Origin of the sequence: Sphingomonas folli, assembly GCF_019429525.1 — a bacterium.
Classification (GTDB): Bacteria; Pseudomonadota; Alphaproteobacteria; order Sphingomonadales; family Sphingomonadaceae; genus Sphingomonas; species Sphingomonas folii.
On the sequence record NZ_JAHXZL010000003.1, the window covers coordinates 187,458 to 204,566 of the forward strand.

Consider the following 17,109-nt stretch of genomic DNA (forward strand, 5'->3'; position numbering starts at 1 on the left):
CGCGCTGAAAGGTTGCTGACAGGTTGAGGACGTAGCCCATGATCGGTCAGCTTACCCGAACGCAGAGGCGGGAAGCGAGAGGAGCTTCGAGATGCGCGTGGCGCTGTTCATCCTATCCCTTCTGGCGCTCGCGGCGCCCGGCGCGGCGCAGCGGCCCGCCGGCTACCCGCGCTCCTACGACGCGCTGATCGCGGAGGCGCGCGCCGAGGGCGGCGTGCGCGTCTACGGCAACGCCGATGCCGCGTCGATGCGGGCGGTGATCGCCGCCTTCCGGCAGCGCTACCCGGGCGTGGCGGTCGCCTATCACGACCTAGAATCGCGCGAGATCTACCGCCGCGTCGTGACCGAGCGCCGCGCCGGCGTGGCGCGCGCGGACCTGATCTGGTCCTCGGCGATGGACCTGCAGGTCAAGCTCATCAACGACGGTTACGGCCAGGCCTATCAGAGCCCCGAGAAGCCCGCGCTGCCCGCCGCGGCGGTGTGGAAGAACATCGGCTACGGCATCACCGCCGAGCCGGTCGCGCTGGTCTATAACCGCCGCCAGGTCGCGCGCGCCGACGTGCCACGGACGCACGAGGCGCTCGAGCGCTTCCTCCGCGCCGACCCCGCGCACCGCCGCGTCGCCACCTATGACCCGGCGCGCTCGAACGTCGGCTATCTCTACCTCGCCGAGGACTGGGCGACCACCAACGACACGCGCTCGCTGCTCGCGGCGATCGCGGCGACCCGCCCGCTGCTCGCGGCCACCGTCAGCCCCACGCTCGACGCGGTCGCGGAGGGGCGCGCGGCGATCGGCTACAACGTGGTGGGCGCCTACGCGCTCGCGCGCGCCCAGCGCGACCCGCGGCTCGGCGTCGCCTTCTTCCGCGACTATTCGATCATCGCCTCGCGCGTCGCCTTCGTCGGCCGCGACGCGCCGCATCCCGCCGCGGCGCGGCTGTTCCTCGATTTCCTGCTGTCGCGCGCGGGGCAGACGCTGCTCGCGCGCGCCTGGCTGCTGCCGGTCCGCACCGACGTGCGCGCGCCGCGGCTGAACCCGGCACATCTCCGCCCGATCCGCGTCGGCCCGCAGCTGCTGGTCAACCTCGACACCATCAAGCGCCGGCGGTTCCTCGCCGAGTGGCGCACCACCCTCGCCCAGGAAGCCCCCCGCCCGTGACGACCTTCACCACCGCCAGCGCGCTCGTCGCGCTCCTCGCCGCCGCGCCCGCGACCGCGCAGACCGCCGGCCAGGGCGACCTGGAAGCACTGGTGCGCGCCCAGGCCGCCGAGATCGCCTTGCTCAAGGCGCGGCTCGACCGGCTCGAGGCCGATCCATCCCACACCGGCCATGCTCCGGCGAACGCCGCAGCGCAGGGCCAAGGGGACGGCGCTGGTGGCCCTGGGCTTCTGCCGTCGCAGGAGCGCGCTGACGGGTCGGGCGCGATGGATCGCCCCGCGGTGACAAGCCTACCCGCGCCGACGCAGCTGGCGCAGCGCGACCGGCCGATCGTCACCTCCCCCTACGCGCCGCAGCTGGTGCCGCCCGGCCCGGCCGAGCGCGACGTCGCGCGCGCGCGCGAGGCGAACGAGGCCGGGGTGACCACCGAATGGGGCTCGGGCCTGCCCGTCTTCCACTCCGCCGACGGCATCTACACGTTCAAGCCGCGCGGGCGCATCCTCGCCGACGTCAGCTCGTCGTTCGGCTCGCGCGACAAGGGCCGCAACATCACCACCACCGGGATGCGCGCGCTCCGCCTCGGCATCGAGGGCGGCGTCGGCACACACTTCTTCTACCAGTTCGAGACCGACTTCTCCGAGAACGAGGTCGATATCGTCACCGCCTTCATCGGCTGGCGCGACCGGATCGCGCGCGGGCTCGATTACGACGTGCGCGCCGGCCACCTGTTCAACGACCGCGCCTTCGAGGGCTCGACCGGCTCCGACTCGACGCCCTTCCTCGAGCGCAGCACCGTCTCCACCGCGATCATCCCGCAGCGTGGCTTCTACGGCATCGGCGTCATGCCGCGACTGTTCTGGCGATCGGGTCACGCCTCGCTGACCGTCACGGGCGACCGCGTCGACGGCAACCAGTCGGTCAGCGACAGCCGCACCGTGCTCGGGCGCGCGCACTGGAACCCGGTCAAGAGCGACCGCGGCGTGCTCCACCTGGGCCTGTGGGGCTTCGACGAGGGGCTGTCCTCCGCCGCCACGACGCTGACGCGCAACACCGTGATCGGCGGCCGCTTCAACGGGGCGCTGCGGGTCGCCACCGGGCCGCTCACCGGCGGCACCGGCACCACCGGCTACGGCGCGGAGCTGGGCGGGTATCTGGGCCCGGTGTGGCTGATGGGCGAGGCCGGCGAGCGCCACGCCCGGCTCGACGGTGGCCGGCCCGACTTCGTGAGCAAGGCCTATAGCCTGTCGGGCGGCTGGTTCATCACCGGCGACCTGCCGCCGTACAACCCGCGTCTGGGCAGCTTCGGCCAGCCGCGCGTGCTGCGCCCGATCTTCGAGGGCGGCCCCGGCGCGATCGAGCTGACCGCGCGCTACGAGAACCTCGACTATACTGATCTGGCGACCGGCGGCCGCGGCTGGGCCGCGACGCTGGGCGCCAACTGGTATCTCAACAGCTTCACCCGCATCCAGGTCAACGCGATCCATTGGGACACCGACAACCGCGCCGGCGCGGTCACCGGCGCCGACGACGGCGAGACCGTCAGCGCGCGCGTCGCCGTCACCTTCTGATCGCCTCCGCACACAGGATCTCCCGCGATGAACCTCGCCCTGCTCGGCTTCCTGATGGTGGCCACCTTCATGACGCTGATCATGACCAAGCGGATGACCCCGCTGGTCGCGCTGATCGTCGTCCCCACCGCGTTCGCGCTGATCGCCGGCTTCGCCGCGGGCCTCGGCGAGATGATGATCGACGGCATCAAGAACCTCGCGCCGACCGGCGTGATGCTGCTGTTCGCGATCCTGTTCTTCTCGACCATGACCGACACCGGCCTGTTCGATCCCCTGGTCAACCGACTGCTGCGGCTGGTGCACGGCGATCCGCTGAAGATCCTGGTCGGCACGGTCGCGCTGTGCGCGATGGTGAGCCTCGACGGTGACGGCTCGACCACGTACATCATCACGATCGCCGCGCTGCTGCCGCTGTACAAGCGCTACGACATGAACCGCCTGTACCTGTGCTGCCTGCTGATGACGACCAGCGGCATCATGAACCTGACGCCCTGGGGCGGGCCGACCGCGCGCGCCGCGAGCGCGCTCAAGCTCGATCCCGCCACGCTGTTCCTGCCGCTGATCCCGGGGATGATCGCCGGGCTGGCCGGGCTGGTCGCGCTCGCGGTCTATTTCGGGCGCAAGGAGCGCCGCCGCATCGGCCAGCTCCCGGTCGACGAGACGACGGGCTTCACCGGCATGGCGGTGTCGCAGTTCCCCGAGGCGCGGCGCCCGCGGCTGCGCTGGTTCAACGCGGCGCTGACCGTGGCGCTGCTCGCCGGGCTGGTCTCGGGCGTGCTGCCGCTGTCGGTGCTGATGATGCTGGCCTTCGCGGTGGCGATGATCGTCAACTACCCGCAGGTCGCCGAGCAGAAGGAACGCATCGCGGCCCACGCGGGCAACGTGCTGTCGGTGGTCTCGCTGATCTTCGCCGCGGGCATCTTCACCGGCATCCTGTCGGGCACCGGGATGGTGGAGGCCATGAGCAAGGAGGTGGTGGGCGTGATCCCGCCGGTGCTCGGCCCCTATATGGCCCCGATCGCGGCCGCGCTCAGCCTGCCCTTCACCTTCTTCATCTCCAACGACGCCTTCTACTTCGGCATGCTGCCGATCCTGGCCGAGGCAGGCGCGCATTACGGCGTCGAGCCGATGGCGATCGCGCGCGCCTCGCTGATGGGCCAGCCGGTCCACCTGCTCAGCCCGCTGGTGCCCTCGACCTACCTGCTGGTGAGCCTCGCCGGGATCGACCTGGCCGACCACCAGCGCTTCACGCTGATCCCGGCCGCTCTGGTGTGCGCGCTGATGACGATCGTCGGCATGCTGGTGCTCGCCTTCCCGCTGGTCGGCTGACGCCGCGGCGCGCCACTTCCCCTCGTCGTCCCGCATCGGAGAACCGATCATGACCGTCAAGCCGATCCCGCTCGTCCTGCTGCCGGCGATGGGGTGCGACGGCCAGCTCTGGGCGCGCCAGGTGACCGACCTCGCCGAGCTCGCGCATCCCGAGCTGGGCGACCTGACGGTGGACGACACGCTCGAGGCGATGGCGGCGCGCGTGCTCGCGCATGCGCCGCCGCGGATCGCGGTCGCCGGGGTGAGCCTCGGCGGCTATGTCGCGCTGGAGATGATCCGCCAGGCGCCCGACCGCGTCGCGCGCCTCGCCTTGTTCGGCACACGCGGCTCGATGCAGATGCGACCGCGCAGCGTGCGCGAGCAGGGCCTGCTCGCCACCGCGCCGCACGCCGACCCGACGCTCACGCCGATCGTCAGCGGCCCGGTCCAGGCGATGGCCGAGCGCGTCGGCGCGGCCACCTTCGAGCGCCAGCAGCGCGCGCTGCTCGCGCGCCCCGACATCGCCCCCGCGATCGCGGCGGTGCGCGTGCCGACCCTCGTGGCGGTGGGAGACCGCGACCGCATCTGCCTGCCCGAGGATGCGCGATCACTCGCCGAGCGGATCCCCGGCGCGCGCTTCCACACGATCCGTCAGTGCGGCCATCTCGCGCCGATGGAGCGTCCGGGCGAGGTGACGATGCTGCTGCGCGAGTGGCTGCGGCGCTAGCCGCGATCGCCGTCGCCGCCGACGAGATACCACACGCCGTCGATCAGCCGGACGCTCGTCGGCGCCGTCGCGCGGCGCGCGGCGCGCGCCGCCGGCTGGCGCGGCATGACGTCCACCTCGATCTCGAAGCGCTTGATCAGCCGGTACAGCGTCGTCCGTCCGACGCGGAGCTGGCGCGCGGCGTGCGAGAGGTTGCAGTGATTGTCGCGCAGCGCGGCCTCCACGGCCGAGCGTTGCGCGAACGCCATCGTGCCCTCGACCTGGCATTCCTTCGTCGTCATGTTGATCCTTGCATCGCCGCCGGCTCGGGCCGCGCCGCGCCGCGCCGCAGCGTGTCAGCCTGTCGCTCGAGAGCGCCGGACGCTCACTCGAGCACCGAGTTTCCCGGACGGCGCGTGTCATGGCCGCCGTTCCGGTACATGATGTCGGCGATCGTCGTCGCCGGTACCGCCGCGCCGCTGCCGACCCAGAGCAGCACACCGCCGCGCGACAGGTGACGGTCGTAATAGGCCGCCTCCTCCGCCCCCAGGCCATGCGGCGCCAGCAGCTCGGCGAGCGTGCCGGCAGTCGCCCCGGCCACCGCGCCGAGCGCCATCGCGCCCGGTACCGCGGAGGCGGCGATCGCGCCGGCCGCCACCAGCGGGCCGACACCGGGGAGCGCGAGGGTCGCCACACCCAGGCCGGCTCCGAACGCGCCACCACCCAGAATCGCGCGCAGCACGGCGCCACGATCCTCAGCGCCGGCCGCGCGCGAGCCGACAGGATCGTCCACCGCGCCGCGCCGAGTCACGACCGACATCTCGCTGTCGCGAACGCCGGCGCCACGCAGGTCGGACACGGCGTGATGCGCGTCCGCCTGCGTGTCGAAGATGGCCGAGGCCACTCGAAGCATCGGGCGCGCCGCCTGCCTCAGCGCACCGTGCCGCGGCGAAAGAGGTTGACGATCCCGAGCAGCACGATCGCGCCGAGCAGCGAGACGAGCACCGACTGGACGCTGATCACGCCGCTGGTGATCGGCGCGCCGCCGATCAGCGGGGTGACGATGAAGCCGGCGAGCACCGCGCCGACGATACCGACGACGACGTTGAGGAAGATGCCCTGCTGGCCGTCGGTCCGCATGATCACGCTGGCCAGCCAGCCGATCACGCCGCCGACCACGAGAAGTACGATGAAACCCATGGCGATTACTCCGATAGTGTGTTGGTGCAGCCTCAACGGCAGGCCCCGCCGACAAGTTCAGCGAGGAGGCCGGCACGCCGCCGCGCGACTAGTGCGGGCGCACTAGTCGCGCTGATGCCGTCCCGGGAACGCGAGGGGGGTGACACGGTTGATGGCGGATGCCGACGGCAGCTCCACTCTCCGCCCAGCCGACCCTCCGCCACCTCGAGCAGCTGATCGCGCAGCTGCTCGACGGCGTGATCCTGCTGGATCCGACCGGGACGCTGCTCACCGCCAACGCCGCCGCGCTCGCGATGCACGGCGTGACCGAGGTGAGCGAGCTGGGCGCGACCGCCGACGAATACGCCCGGCGCTTCACCATGTGGGGCGCCGAGCACCGGCTGCTCAGGCACCGCGAATATCCGCTCTTCCGCGTCCTGGCGGGCGAAGCGATGCCCGACCTGATCGTCGAGGTCGCGCCGGCGGGCTGCGACGAGGCGCGCTGGGTCCATCAGGTGCGCGACGTCGTCATGGACGTCGACGGCGGCGAGCCCGACTATCTCGCGGTGGTGCTGTGCGACGTGTCGAAGAGGTTCGACGCCGAGGCCCGCTTCCGCGCCATGTTCCGCGCCAATCCAGCGCCGGCGCTGATCGTGCGGCAGCGCGATCTGAGGATCGCCAACGCCAACCCCGGTTTCCTCTCGCTCACCGGCTTCGCGCGCGAGCAGCTGGTCGAGCGCTCGCTGTTCGGGCTCGGCCTGCTCGGCGGCGTGCCCAGCCGCGCCGAGGTGCGCGGCCTGATCGACGCGGGCGCGGTGATCCCGCAGACCGAGGCCGAGTTGCTCTGCGCCGACGGCGGTCGGCGACTCGTCATCTTCGCCGGCCAGCCGATCGACGTGACCGAGGAGGACGCGCTGCTGCTCACCTTCGCCGATCTGCAGCCGCGGCGCGAGGCGGAGCGCTCGCTGGCATCGAGCGAACGCGACCTCGAGGCGGTCTTCGACATGGCGCCGGTGGCGATGGTGATCGCCGATTCGGCGCATCGCGTGCTGCGCGTGAACGCCGCCTTCGGCGCGCTCTCGGGTCTCGCGGTCGTGCCCGGCGCGGGCGTGCCGGTCGGCGAGCTCGGCTGGTGGCAGAACGACGAGGCACGCGAGACACTCGAGCGCGACGTCGCGGAGCATGGCGCGGTCCGCGCCGGGGAGGCCGAGTTCGTGGCGCGCGACGGGAGCGAGCTGCGCTGCAGCGTCGCCGCGGAGCGGATCGGCACCGGCGATGCGACACGCGTGATCTGGGTGTATCAGGACGTGACGGAGCGCCGCCGCAGCGAGGCGGAGCTCGCCGACGCGATCGACGCGGTGCTGAAGGACACGCGCTGGCTCAGCCGCTCGATCCTCGACAAGCTCGCCACGCTGCGCCGGCCCACGCCGCAGCTGGCGCCCGCCGATCTCACCGCGCGCGAGCGCCAGGTGCTCGATCTGATCTGCGACGATCTCGACGACGCCGAGATCGCGGAGCGGCTGGCGATCACGCGCAACACGGTGCGCAACCACGTGGCGCGTATCTACGAGAAGACCGGCGCGACCCGCCGCAGCGGTGCCGTCGTCTGGGGGCGGGAGCGCGGCATGGGAACGCATCGCGCGTGACCGACGATCGGGCGAGCCGCGCGGAGGGCATCACCGTCGGCGCGATCGGCGCCGAGGGATCATCGTCCAGTGAAAGGGGTAGGTCGGTGAGCACGATCTGGGACGAACATGCGGTCGCGTCGATGATGGGCGTCGACGGCTATCGCGTCATCGTCGACGAGGGGCGGCTCGATCGCGTGGTCGACCGGATCCTGCGGGAGCGACTCAGCCCGCGCGACATCCGGGTGTCGCTGCCGAACTGCCAGCGTCGCCCGTCGAGCTTCTGCGACGGCGAGCTGGCCGAACTGGTCCGGCGGCGGCGCATGTCGCTGGCCGAGCGAGACCGTGCCGGATGAGAGTGCCGAGACCGCAACGACGATCCGCCTAGCGCGTTCGGGCCGGGTCACCCTAGGAGCGCCACCATGACGGAGAAGAAGGGTAAGGGCAGCGCCACCGCGCAGAAGGCCAACGCCAAGGCCGCCAAGGAGGGCGAGAAGAACCCGCGGAAATCGTCCGCGGCGCAGGCCGAACTGGGCAAGAAGGGCGGTAGGTCGAAGACGTCCTAGGACTCACTCGGCGCTGGCCGAGAGCGTGCGGGCCGACCGCGCCGAGCGCCGACTTGCCTGGGTTCCGGCGCGATGCGCCACACCGCCGTCACGCGCCGGCGAGGCGTGCCAGCAGCTCGTCCTCGGTGACGATCTCGATCGACCGGCCCATGAGACGCAGCTCCTCCGCCCGGCGGTACTCGGCATGCGCGTGGACGAAGCGCCCGAACGGCTGCGTGCTGCTGATCACGAGGAGATGCGAGGTCGCCCCGACCGCGGCGGTGATGCGCGCGCCCTGCGCCGCGAGCCGGTGCGCGAGCGTGCCGTCGCGCGCCGCGCCCAGGATCGCGACCCGTTGGCCCGCCAGCGGCCCCGCGCTCGCCGCACGCGGGGCCGCGCGGCCCCGCTGAGCCGCGGGCGCGAGCCAGCCGGCGAGATCGATCCCCGTATGCGCGGTGGCCTTCACGACGACCATGCCCGCGACGCGCGCGTCGCTCAGCGCGTCATGATGCTTGTGGCGCAGCCTGAGATGCCGGGCGAGCAGGTTGAGGCGGTGGCTCGGCAGCTCGGGCCACGCGCGCTTCGCGACCCGCACGCTGTCGAGCCACGTGCACTCGATCGGCGGCAGGTCATGGGCCCGGCACGCGGCGGCGATCGCCCCCTTGTCGAAGAGCGAGTGTGCCACCACGGTCCGCCCCGCCAGACAGGCCGCGATCGCGGCGTGCGCGTCGGCGAAGCTGGGCTGGCCGACCACGTGGTCACAGCTGATGCCGTGGACGCGCATGTTGGACGGGGCGAACTCGTCGCGCGGGTCGATCAGGCTCTGCCACGCGAACACCTCGGCGCCGTCCTTGAAGCCGACGACGCCGATCTGGCAGATGCTGCTGACGCGCGCGCACGCGGTCTCCACGTCGACGGCGACGAAGTCGACGGGCGGGAGGCTGGCGGTCGGATCGGCGTGCACGCGCGGCCCCTATCAGATCGGCGGCCGCGTGGCACGTCCGCGCCGCCCCGTCGGAGTATCGCGACCCGGCGGTAGGGCCGGGACGTGCCGCCTGCGCCCCGGAGGCCCCGCGGCGAACGCCGGCCTCCGGCGGCCCGGAACCACTCGCCCCGGTAGTCGCTAGAACGCTCGACAAGGGGAACGGCATTGACGCGATGGCAATGGCTCCTCCGCCTGCTCACGCGCAGGATGTGGTTCCGGGCGGCGCTGGTCTGCGCGTTCGGGGGCGCGCTGGCGCTGGCGAGCGCACTGATCGGGCACACGATCTCCTACCAGTTCGCCGCGACCATCGGGGCCAAGTCGGTCGACGGCATCCTCACCATCTTGGCGTCGAGCATGCTGGCGGTCACCACCTTCTCGCTGACCGCGATGGTATCGGCCTATTCGGGCGCGACCAGCACGATCACGCCGCGCGCCGTCCAGCTCCTCATCGACGACAGCACGGCGCAGAACACGCTCGCGACGTTCCTCGGCAGCTTCCTGTTCGCGATCGTCGGCATCGTCGCGCTGTCGACCGGGCTCTACGGCGAGACCGGACGAGTCATACTCCTGTTCGGCACGATCGTCGTCATCCTCTTCATCGTCGTGACGCTGCTGCGCTGGATCGAGCACATCGCGCGGTTCGGCCGCGTCTCCGACACGATCGATCGGGTCGAGCGCGCCGCGATGCGCGCGGTCGAGACGGTGGCCGTGCCGCTGGACCTGGGGCCCGGGACGGCCGCGCCGGACCGTCGTGGCATGACGCCGGTGAAGCCGACGACGATGGCGCGAGTCACGCACGTCGACGTCGCGGTACTGGGTGACGTCGCGGAGGCGATCGACGCGGACATTCACGTCCTCGCACTGCCCGGTAAACTCGTCGAGCCCGGGACGCCGATGGCGCTGGTCGCGGGCGACTGTGACAGCGCCGCGATCGACGAGATTCGGCAGGCGTTCACCTTGTCCCATCACCGCACCTTCGACCACGATCCGCGCTTCGGCCTGGTGGTGCTGTCCGAGATCGCCTCGCGCGCATTGTCGCCGGCGGTCAACGATCCGGGCACGGCGATCGCGGCAATCGAGGCCAGCGCCCGCGTGATGCTGCGCCTCACGGACCGGCGGTCGTCGACCGATGCGGCCCCGCCCGCCCGGGTCCATGTTCCACCGATCCGGCTCACCGAGCTGCTCGACGACTGGTGTCGCCCGATCGCGCGCGACGGTGCCGCGATCGTCGAGGTCGGCGTCAGGCTGCAGAAAGCGCTGGCCGCGCTGGCCCGCCACGCCGAGGCGGCGCGTCCGCTCATCGACCGCGAGGCGCGGGACGCGGCGGCGCGCGCCGGAGCGGCCATGACGAGCGAGGCGGATCGCGCCCTGATCGAGCGGACCTACCAGGCCGGCTTCGCGGTCGCCCCGTCGGAACCTCGGCCGAACACCGGATGAGGGGATCGCCGCCGATCGCGACCGTTGAACTAGAACGCAGGTAAGTCGTTACGATGCTGATGAAAATCGACGGGCTCAGGTGATGCCCGCGCACATGAGACGGGAGGTCGCATGGCCGAGCTGACGATGGACGAGCTGTCGCGCAAGATGGCGAAGCTGGATTATGCCATGCTCACGACGCGGTCCGGCGCGGGCGTGCTCACGGCGCGGCCGATGAGCAACAACGGCGACGTCGCGTACGAGGGGACAAGCTACTTCTTCGCCTACGCCGACTCGCGCAAGGTCTCGGACATACGCGCCGATGCGGCGGTCACGCTGGGCTATACCGGCGCGGCCGGAATGCTCGGCGGACCGCCGCTGTTCGTGTCGGTCGAGGGCCGGGCGGCGCTGATCGACGACAAGGCGCAGTTCGAGGCACATTGGACCAAGGACCTCGACCGCTATTTCCCCCAGGGCATCGACACGCCCGGGATCGTCATGATCGCGGTCGGCGCCGGTCGCATCCGCTACTGGGACGGCGGCGACGAAGGCGAGATCGGCGCTTGAGCCGCGTCGCCGGACGGGGCGACGCGCCGGCCGCACTCGCGATCTGCGTTCCCGCGCGCGACGAGGCGGCGCGGCTGCCGCGGCTGTTCGAGGGCCTCGAGCGGCTGACCGTGCCGCCCGGCGCCGCGGTGCACCTGTGCCTGCTCCTCGACGGTTGCATCGATCGCAGCGCCGCGATCGCGGCCGCCTACGCGCGGTGCAGTGTGCATCGGGTCCACGTCGGCTCGATGCCGCGGTCGGTACCCAACGCCGGGATCGCTCGCCACGCCGCGATGCTGCTGGGGGCGGCCGTGCTCGGGCGTGACGGTGGAGTCCTGCTCACCACCGACGCCGATAGCTGGCCCAGCGCCGACTGGCTCGACGTCACGCTCGCCGCGCTGCACCAGGCCGACGTGATCGCCGGCGACCTCGTCCGCCCCGGCGCGCCCGGCGACGATCAAGCGCAGGACCGTATCGAACATTATTACGCGCGGCTCCACGCACTGCGCCGGCGGGTCGACCCGGTCGCCTGGGAGGCACCGATGACTCACCACCGCGTCAGCGGCGCCAACATGGCCCTGCGAACCGAGACCTATGCGGCGCTGGGCGGCTTCGCGCCGCTCGCCAGCGGGGAGGACGCGCGGCTGGTGGACGATGCCGCGCGCGCCGGGCTGCGCGTCCGCCGTGACGCCGCCAGCGTGGTCCATACCTCGGCGCGGCGGCGCGGCCGCGCGCGCGGCGGGCTCGCCTCGGGGCTGCGCGCGCTCGATCGCGCCGGCATCGCGGGCGTGCGCGTCGCCCACCCGGCCGACCAGCTGTGGCAGTATGAGCGCCACGCGCTCGCGCGCCGCACCCATGCCGCCGGCGACCTCGCCGTGCTGACCGCGGAGATCGGACTCGACGCGGACCATCTGCGCGGCGTCGCGCGCGACTGCCCCAACGGCGAGGCCTTCGCGATGCGGGTCGTGCCGGTCGGGCCGGACGGGATGCGCCAGGTGCCGCTCGCCGTGGCCGAGGCGGCGCTGGCCACGCTGCTGACCGATCCGACCCCCGCGATCGCCGCGTGACCGCGCTGCGCGCCCGGCTCGCCGAGCTCCAGCGCGAGCGCGGGAGTGTCGCCGACCCGCGGGACGCCACCGCGATGCTGACGCTGCTGCGCCTGCTCTACCGCGTCGGACGCGAGGACCTGCCGCTCGGTCGGCTGTTCGAGGGACACGTCGACGCCACGCAGATCGTCGCGCGCTACGGCGATGCCGCGCAGCGCGAGCGGCTGGGGGCGGCGGTGCGCGACGGCGCCGCGCTGGGCGTATGGAACGCCGACCTGCCCGGCGAACCGCTGCGGATCGACGGCGGCCGACTGAGCGGCGGGAAGAGCTTCGCCTCGGGCGCGGGGGTGCTGTCGCACGCGCTGGTCACGATCGACGCGGCGGGTGGGCGTCAGCTCGCGCTGCTCGATCTCGCCGCCGTATCGCCCGCGGTCGACCGGAGCGTCTGGCACGTGGTCGGCATGCAGCGCTCCGAGACGCACGTCGTACGCTGGCGCGACGTGCCGCTCGACGCCTCCGCGCTGGTCGGCGCGCCGGGCGACTATGTCCGCGAGCCGTGGTTCAGCGGCGGCGCGCTCCGCTTCGCCGCGGTGCAGGCGGGCGGCGTGGCGCGGCTGGTCGACGAGGTGCGCGACCATCTCGTCGCGGCGGGGCGCGCCGCCGACCCGCATCAGGCCGGGCGGTTGGCGCGGCTGTACGCGCTGGCGGAGGGCGCCGCGGCGGCGGTACGACGCGCCTCTGAGGGCTGGTTCGGGGCGGAGTCCGCGCGGCTGCCGCTCGTCGCCGCGGCGCGCGCCGCGGTCTATGCCGCGGGCGGCGAGGCGCTGGGCCTGGCGCAGGAGGCGGTCGGCGTCCAGGCGCTGTTCCGCGATCACCCGCTCGCCGCGACCCTCACCGACCTCGCCATGTACCTGCGCCAGCCCGGCCCCGACGCGCAGCGGATGGCGGTCGGCGCGGCCGTCGCGGCGGGCGCGCTGAGCCCGGCGCTGTGAGGGCGCACGTCGGCCGCCCGCGCGCACTGCTGGTGGTGGCGCCGCACCCGGACGACGAGGCGATCGCGGCGCACGCGCTGATCACCCGGCTGGCGCGCCGCGGCACGCGGGTCGCGATCCTGGTGGTGAGCGACGGCGCCGCCTCTCATCCGGGCAGCCGCACGTGGCCACGCGACCGGCTGGTGCACGAGCGCCGGCGCGAGACGCGCCGCGCGATGCGTCGCCTCGGCGTCGCCGCGGGCGCGGTCACCTTCCTCGACTTGCCCGACGGTCGGCTCGCCGAACGGGCAGCGTCGGTAAGACGCGGCGTCCGACGGGCCGCCCGCGCGCTGCCCGCCCCGCTGCTCGCGCTGGCACCGTCGGACGACGACGCGCATCCCGACCACCGCGTCGTCGCCGCCGCGGCGTGTCGCGCCCCGGGGGTGCGCTGGTGGCGCTACCCGGTGTGGCCCGCGGGGCAGCGGCTGCGCGGCGCGCGGTCGCTGCCGCTGAGCGCGCAGGAGCGGCTGGCGAAGCGGCACGCGATCCGCGGCTATCGCACCCAGGCGGGGCGGATCACCGACGACCCGACCGGCTTCGCGATGACGCGGGGCCAGATCGCCGCGTTCAGCCGCCCGCGCGAGCTGTTCGCCGCGGCGACGACGTCGTGAGCGCGATCACGCTGGCTGGGTTCGAGCAGACCTTCGCCGCCGATCCCGATCCGTGGCGCACCTTCTCGGACCGCGACGAGGCGGTGAAGCGCGACGCGATCGTCCACGCGCTGGGCGCCGGCGCGCACGGCCGCGTGCTCGAGCTGGCGGCGGGCAACGGCTCGAACAGTCGCGCTCTGGCCGCGCGCGCGCTGCGGCTCGACGCCACCGAGGCGACCGCGGCGGGTACGCGGCTGGTCGCAGCGGCGCTGGCGGGCCGCGGCGCGCGCGCGCGCGCGGTCCGGCTGGCGGTGCCGGCGCGCTTCCCGCGCGCGCGCTACGACGCGGTGATCGTCGCCGAGCTGCTCTACTATCTCACGCCGCGCGCGATGGAGCGGACCGCGCGCGACCTCGCGCGCGCGCTGCGGCCCGGCGGCACGCTCGTGCTGGCGCACCATCGCGTCGACTTCCACGATTTCGCGCAGCACGCCGCGGACCTCCAGCGCGTGTTCCTGCGTCGGACGGGACGGCCTTGGCAGGTGAGGACCGTGCGGCGGACGGGTCGGTGGATCGTGCTGGCGTGTCGCGCGGCCTGATCGCCGCAGCTTCTGCGGTGGCGGGGCGACCGCGGATCGCCCGCGCCATCCCGGCGGCGAGGCAGGTGCTCGACCGCTCCGCCGGTGCGCGGCGACGCTACGACGCCGCGGCCATGATCGCCCCCGCGCGCCTCCCGTCGACTCGTCGGAACGTCAGGCCTGATCGTCGCGTCGGTCCGCATCGTCGGCGGCGGTGACGCTACACGTCGATCGGCTCGCTCGACCCAGCTCGTCTCGTGATCGCCCGAGAATGATGCGATGAACCGTTAACTATCGTGCGACAAGGATGAGACATGGACAGGACCTCTCTTCTGGCGCAGGTGCGCGAGGCCGATCGGCTCGACAAGCTGAAGAGCTTCTCGATCATCGACACGCCCGGGGAGCATGAGTTCGACTCGATCGTACTGCTCGCGCAGCGCCTGCTGAACGTGCCGATCGCGCTGGTGTCGCTGCTGGACGACACGCGTCAGTGGTTCAAGGCGCGCTGCGGCATCGGCGTGACGGAGACCGGTCGAGGCGAGGCGCTGTGTTCCCACGCGATCCACGTCGACGACATGATGGTCGTCGAGGACGCGCTGCAGGACCAGCGCTTCGTCGACAACGCTCTCGTCCTCGGCCCCCCTTACCTGCGCTTCTACGCGGGCGTGCCGCTCCGCCCCTCCGCGCCGGGCCACTCGGACGATCTCGCCGGGATCGGTACCCTGTGCGTGATCGACACCGCGCCGCGCCGCTTCACCGACGACGATCGCGCGGTGCTGCGGCAGCTGGCGGCGCTCGTCAGCGCGCTGATCAGCGCGCGGTCCAGCGCCGCGACCGCGATGCGGCTGTCGCAGGAGGCGCAGCGTCACGCCGAGATGCTGGAACGCCAGCAGCTCCAGCTGGGTCAGGCCGAGCGGATGGCGGGTTTGGGCTCGTGGCGGCTCGATCTCGCCGACATGAGCCTCCACTGGTCGGACCAGGTCTATGCCATCTACGGCGTTCCCCTGGGTCAGATGCCGTCGATCGAGGAAGGGCTGAGCTTCTACCCGCAGGAGCGGCGCGCGGAGTTCAAGGCGCTCATCGAGCGCGCCGCGTCCACCGGCGAGTCGTTCGATCTCGAGAGCGACTTCCGGACCGCGGACGGCCGCGATCGGCGAGTCCGCTCGATCGGCGAGGCGCAGCTGCACGAGGGGCGGCCGACCGCGCTCATCGGCGTCTTCCAGGACGTGACCGATCGCCACGCGCGCGAGCAGACGCTGCGGCTCAGCGCCGACACCGATCGCCTGACGGGGCTGCCCAACCGCAGCTGTTTCGAGCAGCGACTGGGCGAGACCTTCGCGCGCGCGCGCGGGCGGGCGGAGCCGCTGTGTCTGCTCCTGCTCGATCTGGACGGCTTCAAGGACGTGAACGACACCTTCGGGCACGCCGCCGGCGACGAGGTGCTGCGCGTGATGGCCGATCGCCTGCGCCGCATCACCGCGCCGAACGCCTTCGCCGCCCGGCTCGGCGGGGACGAGTTCGTGGTGTTGCTGACCCGACCGCGCGATTGCGCGCGGGCCGAGGAGGCGATCCTCTCCCTTCTCCAGTCGCTTCGCCATCTCGTGGACAAGGATGGGCAACGGCGCGGCGTGTCGGCGACTGTCGGCGCGGCCTTCCTCGACGACGACATCGTCGAGCCGAGCGAGCTGACGCATCGCGCCGACCTCGCGCTCTACGAGGCCAAGCGCGTGCAGCGCGGGACCGGCCAGATCCACGGCGCGAAGCGCCCGGTGACGCTCGGGGCGGCGCTGCACGCGGCGCGCGGCTGAGGCACGCGACGATCCCTCCCCACGAGCGCGCGGCGCTTGCTCGGCGACGACGCGCGTCCTGAGGCTCCGCGCTGACTCTGGCGAGCGATCGCGTCGCGTCCCGCGCCAGTGCTGATCGTTCGCGACGGAATGTCGCCGCTGCCGCGTTGAAGTCAGCGGCCGCTCAATCCCCGGCGGTGACTCTCGTCAGGAGAAGGTATGAAGCTGATGATCCTCGCGGCCGCCGCGGCCGGCATGGTCATGGTCGCCGCACCGCCGGCGGCCGAGGCCCGACAGGGTTGCGGCCGCGGCTTCCACCGCGGGCCGGCGGGCGCGTGCCGCCCCAACGTCCGGGGCGCTTACTATCGCGGCTTCGGCTATTGGGACGGCCACCGCTACTGGAAGAGCCGCTACCGCCATCGTGGCGGCTGGCGCTACCGCTGAGGCCTAACCGCGGGCGCGGCATCGCCGTCGCGCCCGCCCGCCCGCACCATCGCGAGGACCCAGGATGACCCGATTATCGCTCTTCGCCGCTACCGCGATGCTCCTTCTCTCCGCCAGCGCCTGCACCACGCGCGCGGACGTGCGACGCGCCCGGCTCGACCTGCAGGACGCGCGCCGCGACGCGCGCGACGCGGACCGCTACGGCGACGCCGCCGACCGGCGGCAGGCCCGCGACGAGCAGCGCGAGGCACGACGCGACCTGCGCCGCACGCGGCGCGCCTATGAGGACGATCATCGCTGCGGCCCGCGCTACGGGCGTCCGTGCTGATGGTCGCGCTCGCCGCGCGACAGGCGCGACGGCTCCCGCTCGACGGTGACGGCGACGGTCGCGAAGGGCGCGCCGAGTCCCACGCCGGCGAGACGTCGCGCCGGCGCGGTCCGGGAACGCGCCTCGCCGCGCTCGACCGCGCCGGGCGCCGCGCCGCCGTGGCGCGATGCTCCGCACCGCTGGACTCCGACGGCGACGGCATGCTCTCCTCGGCCGAGCGGGCGCGCCGCGCCGGCACGGCGGAGGCGCCTCGCTCGAACTGACGGCGGGC

21 protein-coding genes are annotated in these 17,109 nt (G+C 73.0%); 17 read left to right on the top strand and 4 right to left on the bottom strand.

Annotated elements, in window-relative coordinates; translation table 11 throughout:
• Positions 1-91: 91 nt before the first annotated feature.
• The 4 genes from KZ813_RS05850 to KZ813_RS05865 are packed head-to-tail and all read left to right on the top strand — an operon-like array spanning position 92 to position 4,762.
• On the top strand, positions 92-1,159 hold the full coding sequence (locus KZ813_RS05850; protein ID WP_219754030.1) for an ABC transporter substrate-binding protein: 1,068 nt from the start codon (positions 92-94) through the stop codon (positions 1,157-1,159).
• A complete protein-coding gene (locus KZ813_RS05855; RefSeq protein WP_219754031.1) occupies positions 1,156-2,727 on the top strand; it encodes an OprO/OprP family phosphate-selective porin in 1,572 nt (523 codons plus the stop codon). The genes KZ813_RS05850 and KZ813_RS05855 overlap by 4 nt, the downstream gene beginning before the upstream one ends.
• Positions 2,728-2,754: 27 nt before the next feature.
• Positions 2,755-4,056 (top strand): CitMHS family transporter, encoded by a 1,302-nt coding sequence (locus tag KZ813_RS05860; protein WP_219754032.1) that lies wholly within the window; start codon positions 2,755-2,757, stop codon positions 4,054-4,056.
• Positions 4,057-4,105: 49 nt separating this feature from the next.
• Positions 4,106-4,762: an alpha/beta fold hydrolase gene (locus KZ813_RS05865; RefSeq protein WP_219754033.1), complete on the top strand. Its 657-nt coding sequence runs from the start codon at positions 4,106-4,108 to the stop codon at positions 4,760-4,762.
• On the opposite strand, the gene KZ813_RS05870 is transcribed toward KZ813_RS05865, so the two are convergent.
• The 3 genes from KZ813_RS05870 to KZ813_RS05880 form a co-directional block, all read right to left on the bottom strand.
• The gene (locus tag KZ813_RS05870) at positions 4,759-5,043 is read right to left on the bottom strand and encodes a helix-turn-helix domain-containing protein (RefSeq protein ID WP_219754034.1); all 285 of its coding nucleotides are present in this window, start codon (positions 5,041-5,043) and stop codon (positions 4,759-4,761) included. The genes KZ813_RS05865 and KZ813_RS05870 overlap by 4 nt on opposite strands.
• Before the next feature lie 83 nt (positions 5,044-5,126).
• Positions 5,127-5,654, bottom strand: coding sequence for a hypothetical protein (locus KZ813_RS05875; protein WP_219754035.1), 528 nt, complete (start codon positions 5,652-5,654; stop codon positions 5,127-5,129).
• A gap of 17 nt (positions 5,655-5,671) precedes the next feature.
• On the bottom strand, positions 5,672-5,941 hold the full coding sequence (locus KZ813_RS05880; RefSeq protein ID WP_219754036.1) for a GlsB/YeaQ/YmgE family stress response membrane protein: 270 nt from the start codon (positions 5,939-5,941) through the stop codon (positions 5,672-5,674).
• A 158-nt stretch (positions 5,942-6,099) separates the two neighbouring features.
• On the opposite strand from KZ813_RS05880, the gene KZ813_RS05885 reads away from it, so the two are divergent.
• From KZ813_RS05885 to KZ813_RS05895, 3 genes are all read left to right on the top strand, one after another.
• Positions 6,100-7,566 (top strand): PAS domain S-box protein, encoded by a 1,467-nt coding sequence (locus KZ813_RS05885; RefSeq protein WP_219754037.1) that lies wholly within the window; start codon positions 6,100-6,102, stop codon positions 7,564-7,566.
• A complete protein-coding gene (locus KZ813_RS05890; RefSeq protein WP_219754038.1) occupies positions 7,563-7,901 on the top strand; it encodes a hypothetical protein in 339 nt (112 codons plus the stop codon). The genes KZ813_RS05885 and KZ813_RS05890 overlap by 4 nt, the downstream gene beginning before the upstream one ends.
• Before the next feature lie 66 nt (positions 7,902-7,967).
• Positions 7,968-8,111: a hypothetical protein gene (locus tag KZ813_RS05895; RefSeq protein ID WP_219754039.1), complete on the top strand. Its 144-nt coding sequence runs from the start codon at positions 7,968-7,970 to the stop codon at positions 8,109-8,111.
• Positions 8,112-8,199: 88 nt separating this feature from the next.
• On the opposite strand, the gene KZ813_RS05900 is transcribed toward KZ813_RS05895, so the two are convergent.
• A complete protein-coding gene (locus tag KZ813_RS05900; protein ID WP_219754040.1) occupies positions 8,200-9,054 on the bottom strand; it encodes an exonuclease domain-containing protein in 855 nt (284 codons plus the stop codon).
• Positions 9,055-9,282: 228 nt separating this feature from the next.
• Between KZ813_RS05900 and KZ813_RS05905 the strand changes: the two genes are divergently transcribed.
• The 10 genes from KZ813_RS05905 (at position 9,283) to KZ813_RS05950 (ending at position 17,101) form a co-directional block, all read left to right on the top strand.
• Positions 9,283-10,512, top strand: coding sequence for a DUF2254 domain-containing protein (locus KZ813_RS05905; protein WP_219754041.1), 1,230 nt, complete (start codon positions 9,283-9,285; stop codon positions 10,510-10,512).
• 111 nt (positions 10,513-10,623) lie between these two features.
• The gene (locus tag KZ813_RS05910) at positions 10,624-11,058 is read left to right on the top strand and encodes a pyridoxamine 5'-phosphate oxidase family protein (protein ID WP_219754042.1); all 435 of its coding nucleotides are present in this window, start codon (positions 10,624-10,626) and stop codon (positions 11,056-11,058) included.
• Positions 11,055-12,104, top strand: coding sequence for a glycosyltransferase family 2 protein (locus tag KZ813_RS05915; RefSeq protein ID WP_258046452.1), 1,050 nt, complete (start codon positions 11,055-11,057; stop codon positions 12,102-12,104). The genes KZ813_RS05910 and KZ813_RS05915 overlap by 4 nt, the downstream gene beginning before the upstream one ends.
• Positions 12,101-13,075 (top strand): acyl-CoA dehydrogenase family protein, encoded by a 975-nt coding sequence (locus KZ813_RS05920; RefSeq protein ID WP_219754043.1) that lies wholly within the window; start codon positions 12,101-12,103, stop codon positions 13,073-13,075. The genes KZ813_RS05915 and KZ813_RS05920 overlap by 4 nt, the downstream gene beginning before the upstream one ends.
• A complete protein-coding gene (locus KZ813_RS05925) occupies positions 13,072-13,725 on the top strand; it encodes a PIG-L family deacetylase (RefSeq protein WP_219754044.1) in 654 nt (217 codons plus the stop codon). The genes KZ813_RS05920 and KZ813_RS05925 overlap by 4 nt, the downstream gene beginning before the upstream one ends.
• Entirely contained in the window at positions 13,722-14,300 is a 579-nt protein-coding gene (locus KZ813_RS05930) for a class I SAM-dependent methyltransferase (RefSeq protein ID WP_219754045.1), read from the top strand. Before KZ813_RS05925 ends, KZ813_RS05930 begins: the two co-directional genes overlap by 4 nt.
• A 293-nt stretch (positions 14,301-14,593) precedes the next feature.
• Entirely contained in the window at positions 14,594-16,087 is a 1,494-nt protein-coding gene (locus KZ813_RS05935) for a diguanylate cyclase domain-containing protein (RefSeq protein WP_219754046.1), read from the top strand.
• 198 nt (positions 16,088-16,285) lie between these two features.
• Positions 16,286-16,510 carry a GCG_CRPN prefix-to-repeats domain-containing protein gene (locus KZ813_RS05940; RefSeq protein ID WP_219754047.1) on the top strand — a complete coding sequence of 75 codons (225 nt, stop codon included), beginning with the start codon at positions 16,286-16,288 and terminating at the stop codon, positions 16,508-16,510.
• Between the two features lie 64 nt (positions 16,511-16,574).
• The gene (locus KZ813_RS05945; RefSeq protein ID WP_219754048.1) at positions 16,575-16,838 is read left to right on the top strand and encodes a hypothetical protein; all 264 of its coding nucleotides are present in this window, start codon (positions 16,575-16,577) and stop codon (positions 16,836-16,838) included.
• The gene (locus KZ813_RS05950) at positions 16,832-17,101 is read left to right on the top strand and encodes a hypothetical protein (protein ID WP_219754049.1); all 270 of its coding nucleotides are present in this window, start codon (positions 16,832-16,834) and stop codon (positions 17,099-17,101) included. Before KZ813_RS05945 ends, KZ813_RS05950 begins: the two co-directional genes overlap by 7 nt.
• The last annotated feature ends 8 nt before the right edge of the window (positions 17,102-17,109 follow it).

What these genes read in the sequence shown, in the direction of transcription:
- KZ813_RS05935 (WP_219754046.1), top strand. Translation starts at nt 14,594, where the DNA reads ATGGACAGGACCTCTCTTCTGGCGCAGGTGCGCGAGGCCGATCGGCTC.
- KZ813_RS05870 (WP_219754034.1), bottom strand. Translation starts at nt 5,043, where the DNA reads ATGACGACGAAGGAATGCCAGGTCGAGGGCACGATGGCGTTCGCGCAA.
- KZ813_RS05895 (WP_219754039.1), top strand. Translation starts at nt 7,968, where the DNA reads ATGACGGAGAAGAAGGGTAAGGGCAGCGCCACCGCGCAGAAGGCCAAC.
- KZ813_RS05940 (WP_219754047.1), top strand. Translation starts at nt 16,286, where the DNA reads ATGAAGCTGATGATCCTCGCGGCCGCCGCGGCCGGCATGGTCATGGTC.
- KZ813_RS05905 (WP_219754041.1), top strand. Translation starts at nt 9,283, where the DNA reads ATGTGGTTCCGGGCGGCGCTGGTCTGCGCGTTCGGGGGCGCGCTGGCG.
- KZ813_RS05850 (WP_219754030.1), top strand. Translation starts at nt 92, where the DNA reads ATGCGCGTGGCGCTGTTCATCCTATCCCTTCTGGCGCTCGCGGCGCCC.
- KZ813_RS05865 (WP_219754033.1), top strand. Translation starts at nt 4,106, where the DNA reads ATGACCGTCAAGCCGATCCCGCTCGTCCTGCTGCCGGCGATGGGGTGC.
- KZ813_RS05860 (WP_219754032.1), top strand. Translation starts at nt 2,755, where the DNA reads ATGAACCTCGCCCTGCTCGGCTTCCTGATGGTGGCCACCTTCATGACG.
- KZ813_RS05910 (WP_219754042.1), top strand. Translation starts at nt 10,624, where the DNA reads ATGGCCGAGCTGACGATGGACGAGCTGTCGCGCAAGATGGCGAAGCTG.
- KZ813_RS05885 (WP_219754037.1), top strand. Translation starts at nt 6,100, where the DNA reads ATGCCGACGGCAGCTCCACTCTCCGCCCAGCCGACCCTCCGCCACCTC.
- KZ813_RS05875 (WP_219754035.1), bottom strand. Translation starts at nt 5,654, where the DNA reads ATGCTTCGAGTGGCCTCGGCCATCTTCGACACGCAGGCGGACGCGCAT.
- KZ813_RS05880 (WP_219754036.1), bottom strand. Translation starts at nt 5,941, where the DNA reads ATGGGTTTCATCGTACTTCTCGTGGTCGGCGGCGTGATCGGCTGGCTG.
- KZ813_RS05945 (WP_219754048.1), top strand. Translation starts at nt 16,575, where the DNA reads ATGACCCGATTATCGCTCTTCGCCGCTACCGCGATGCTCCTTCTCTCC.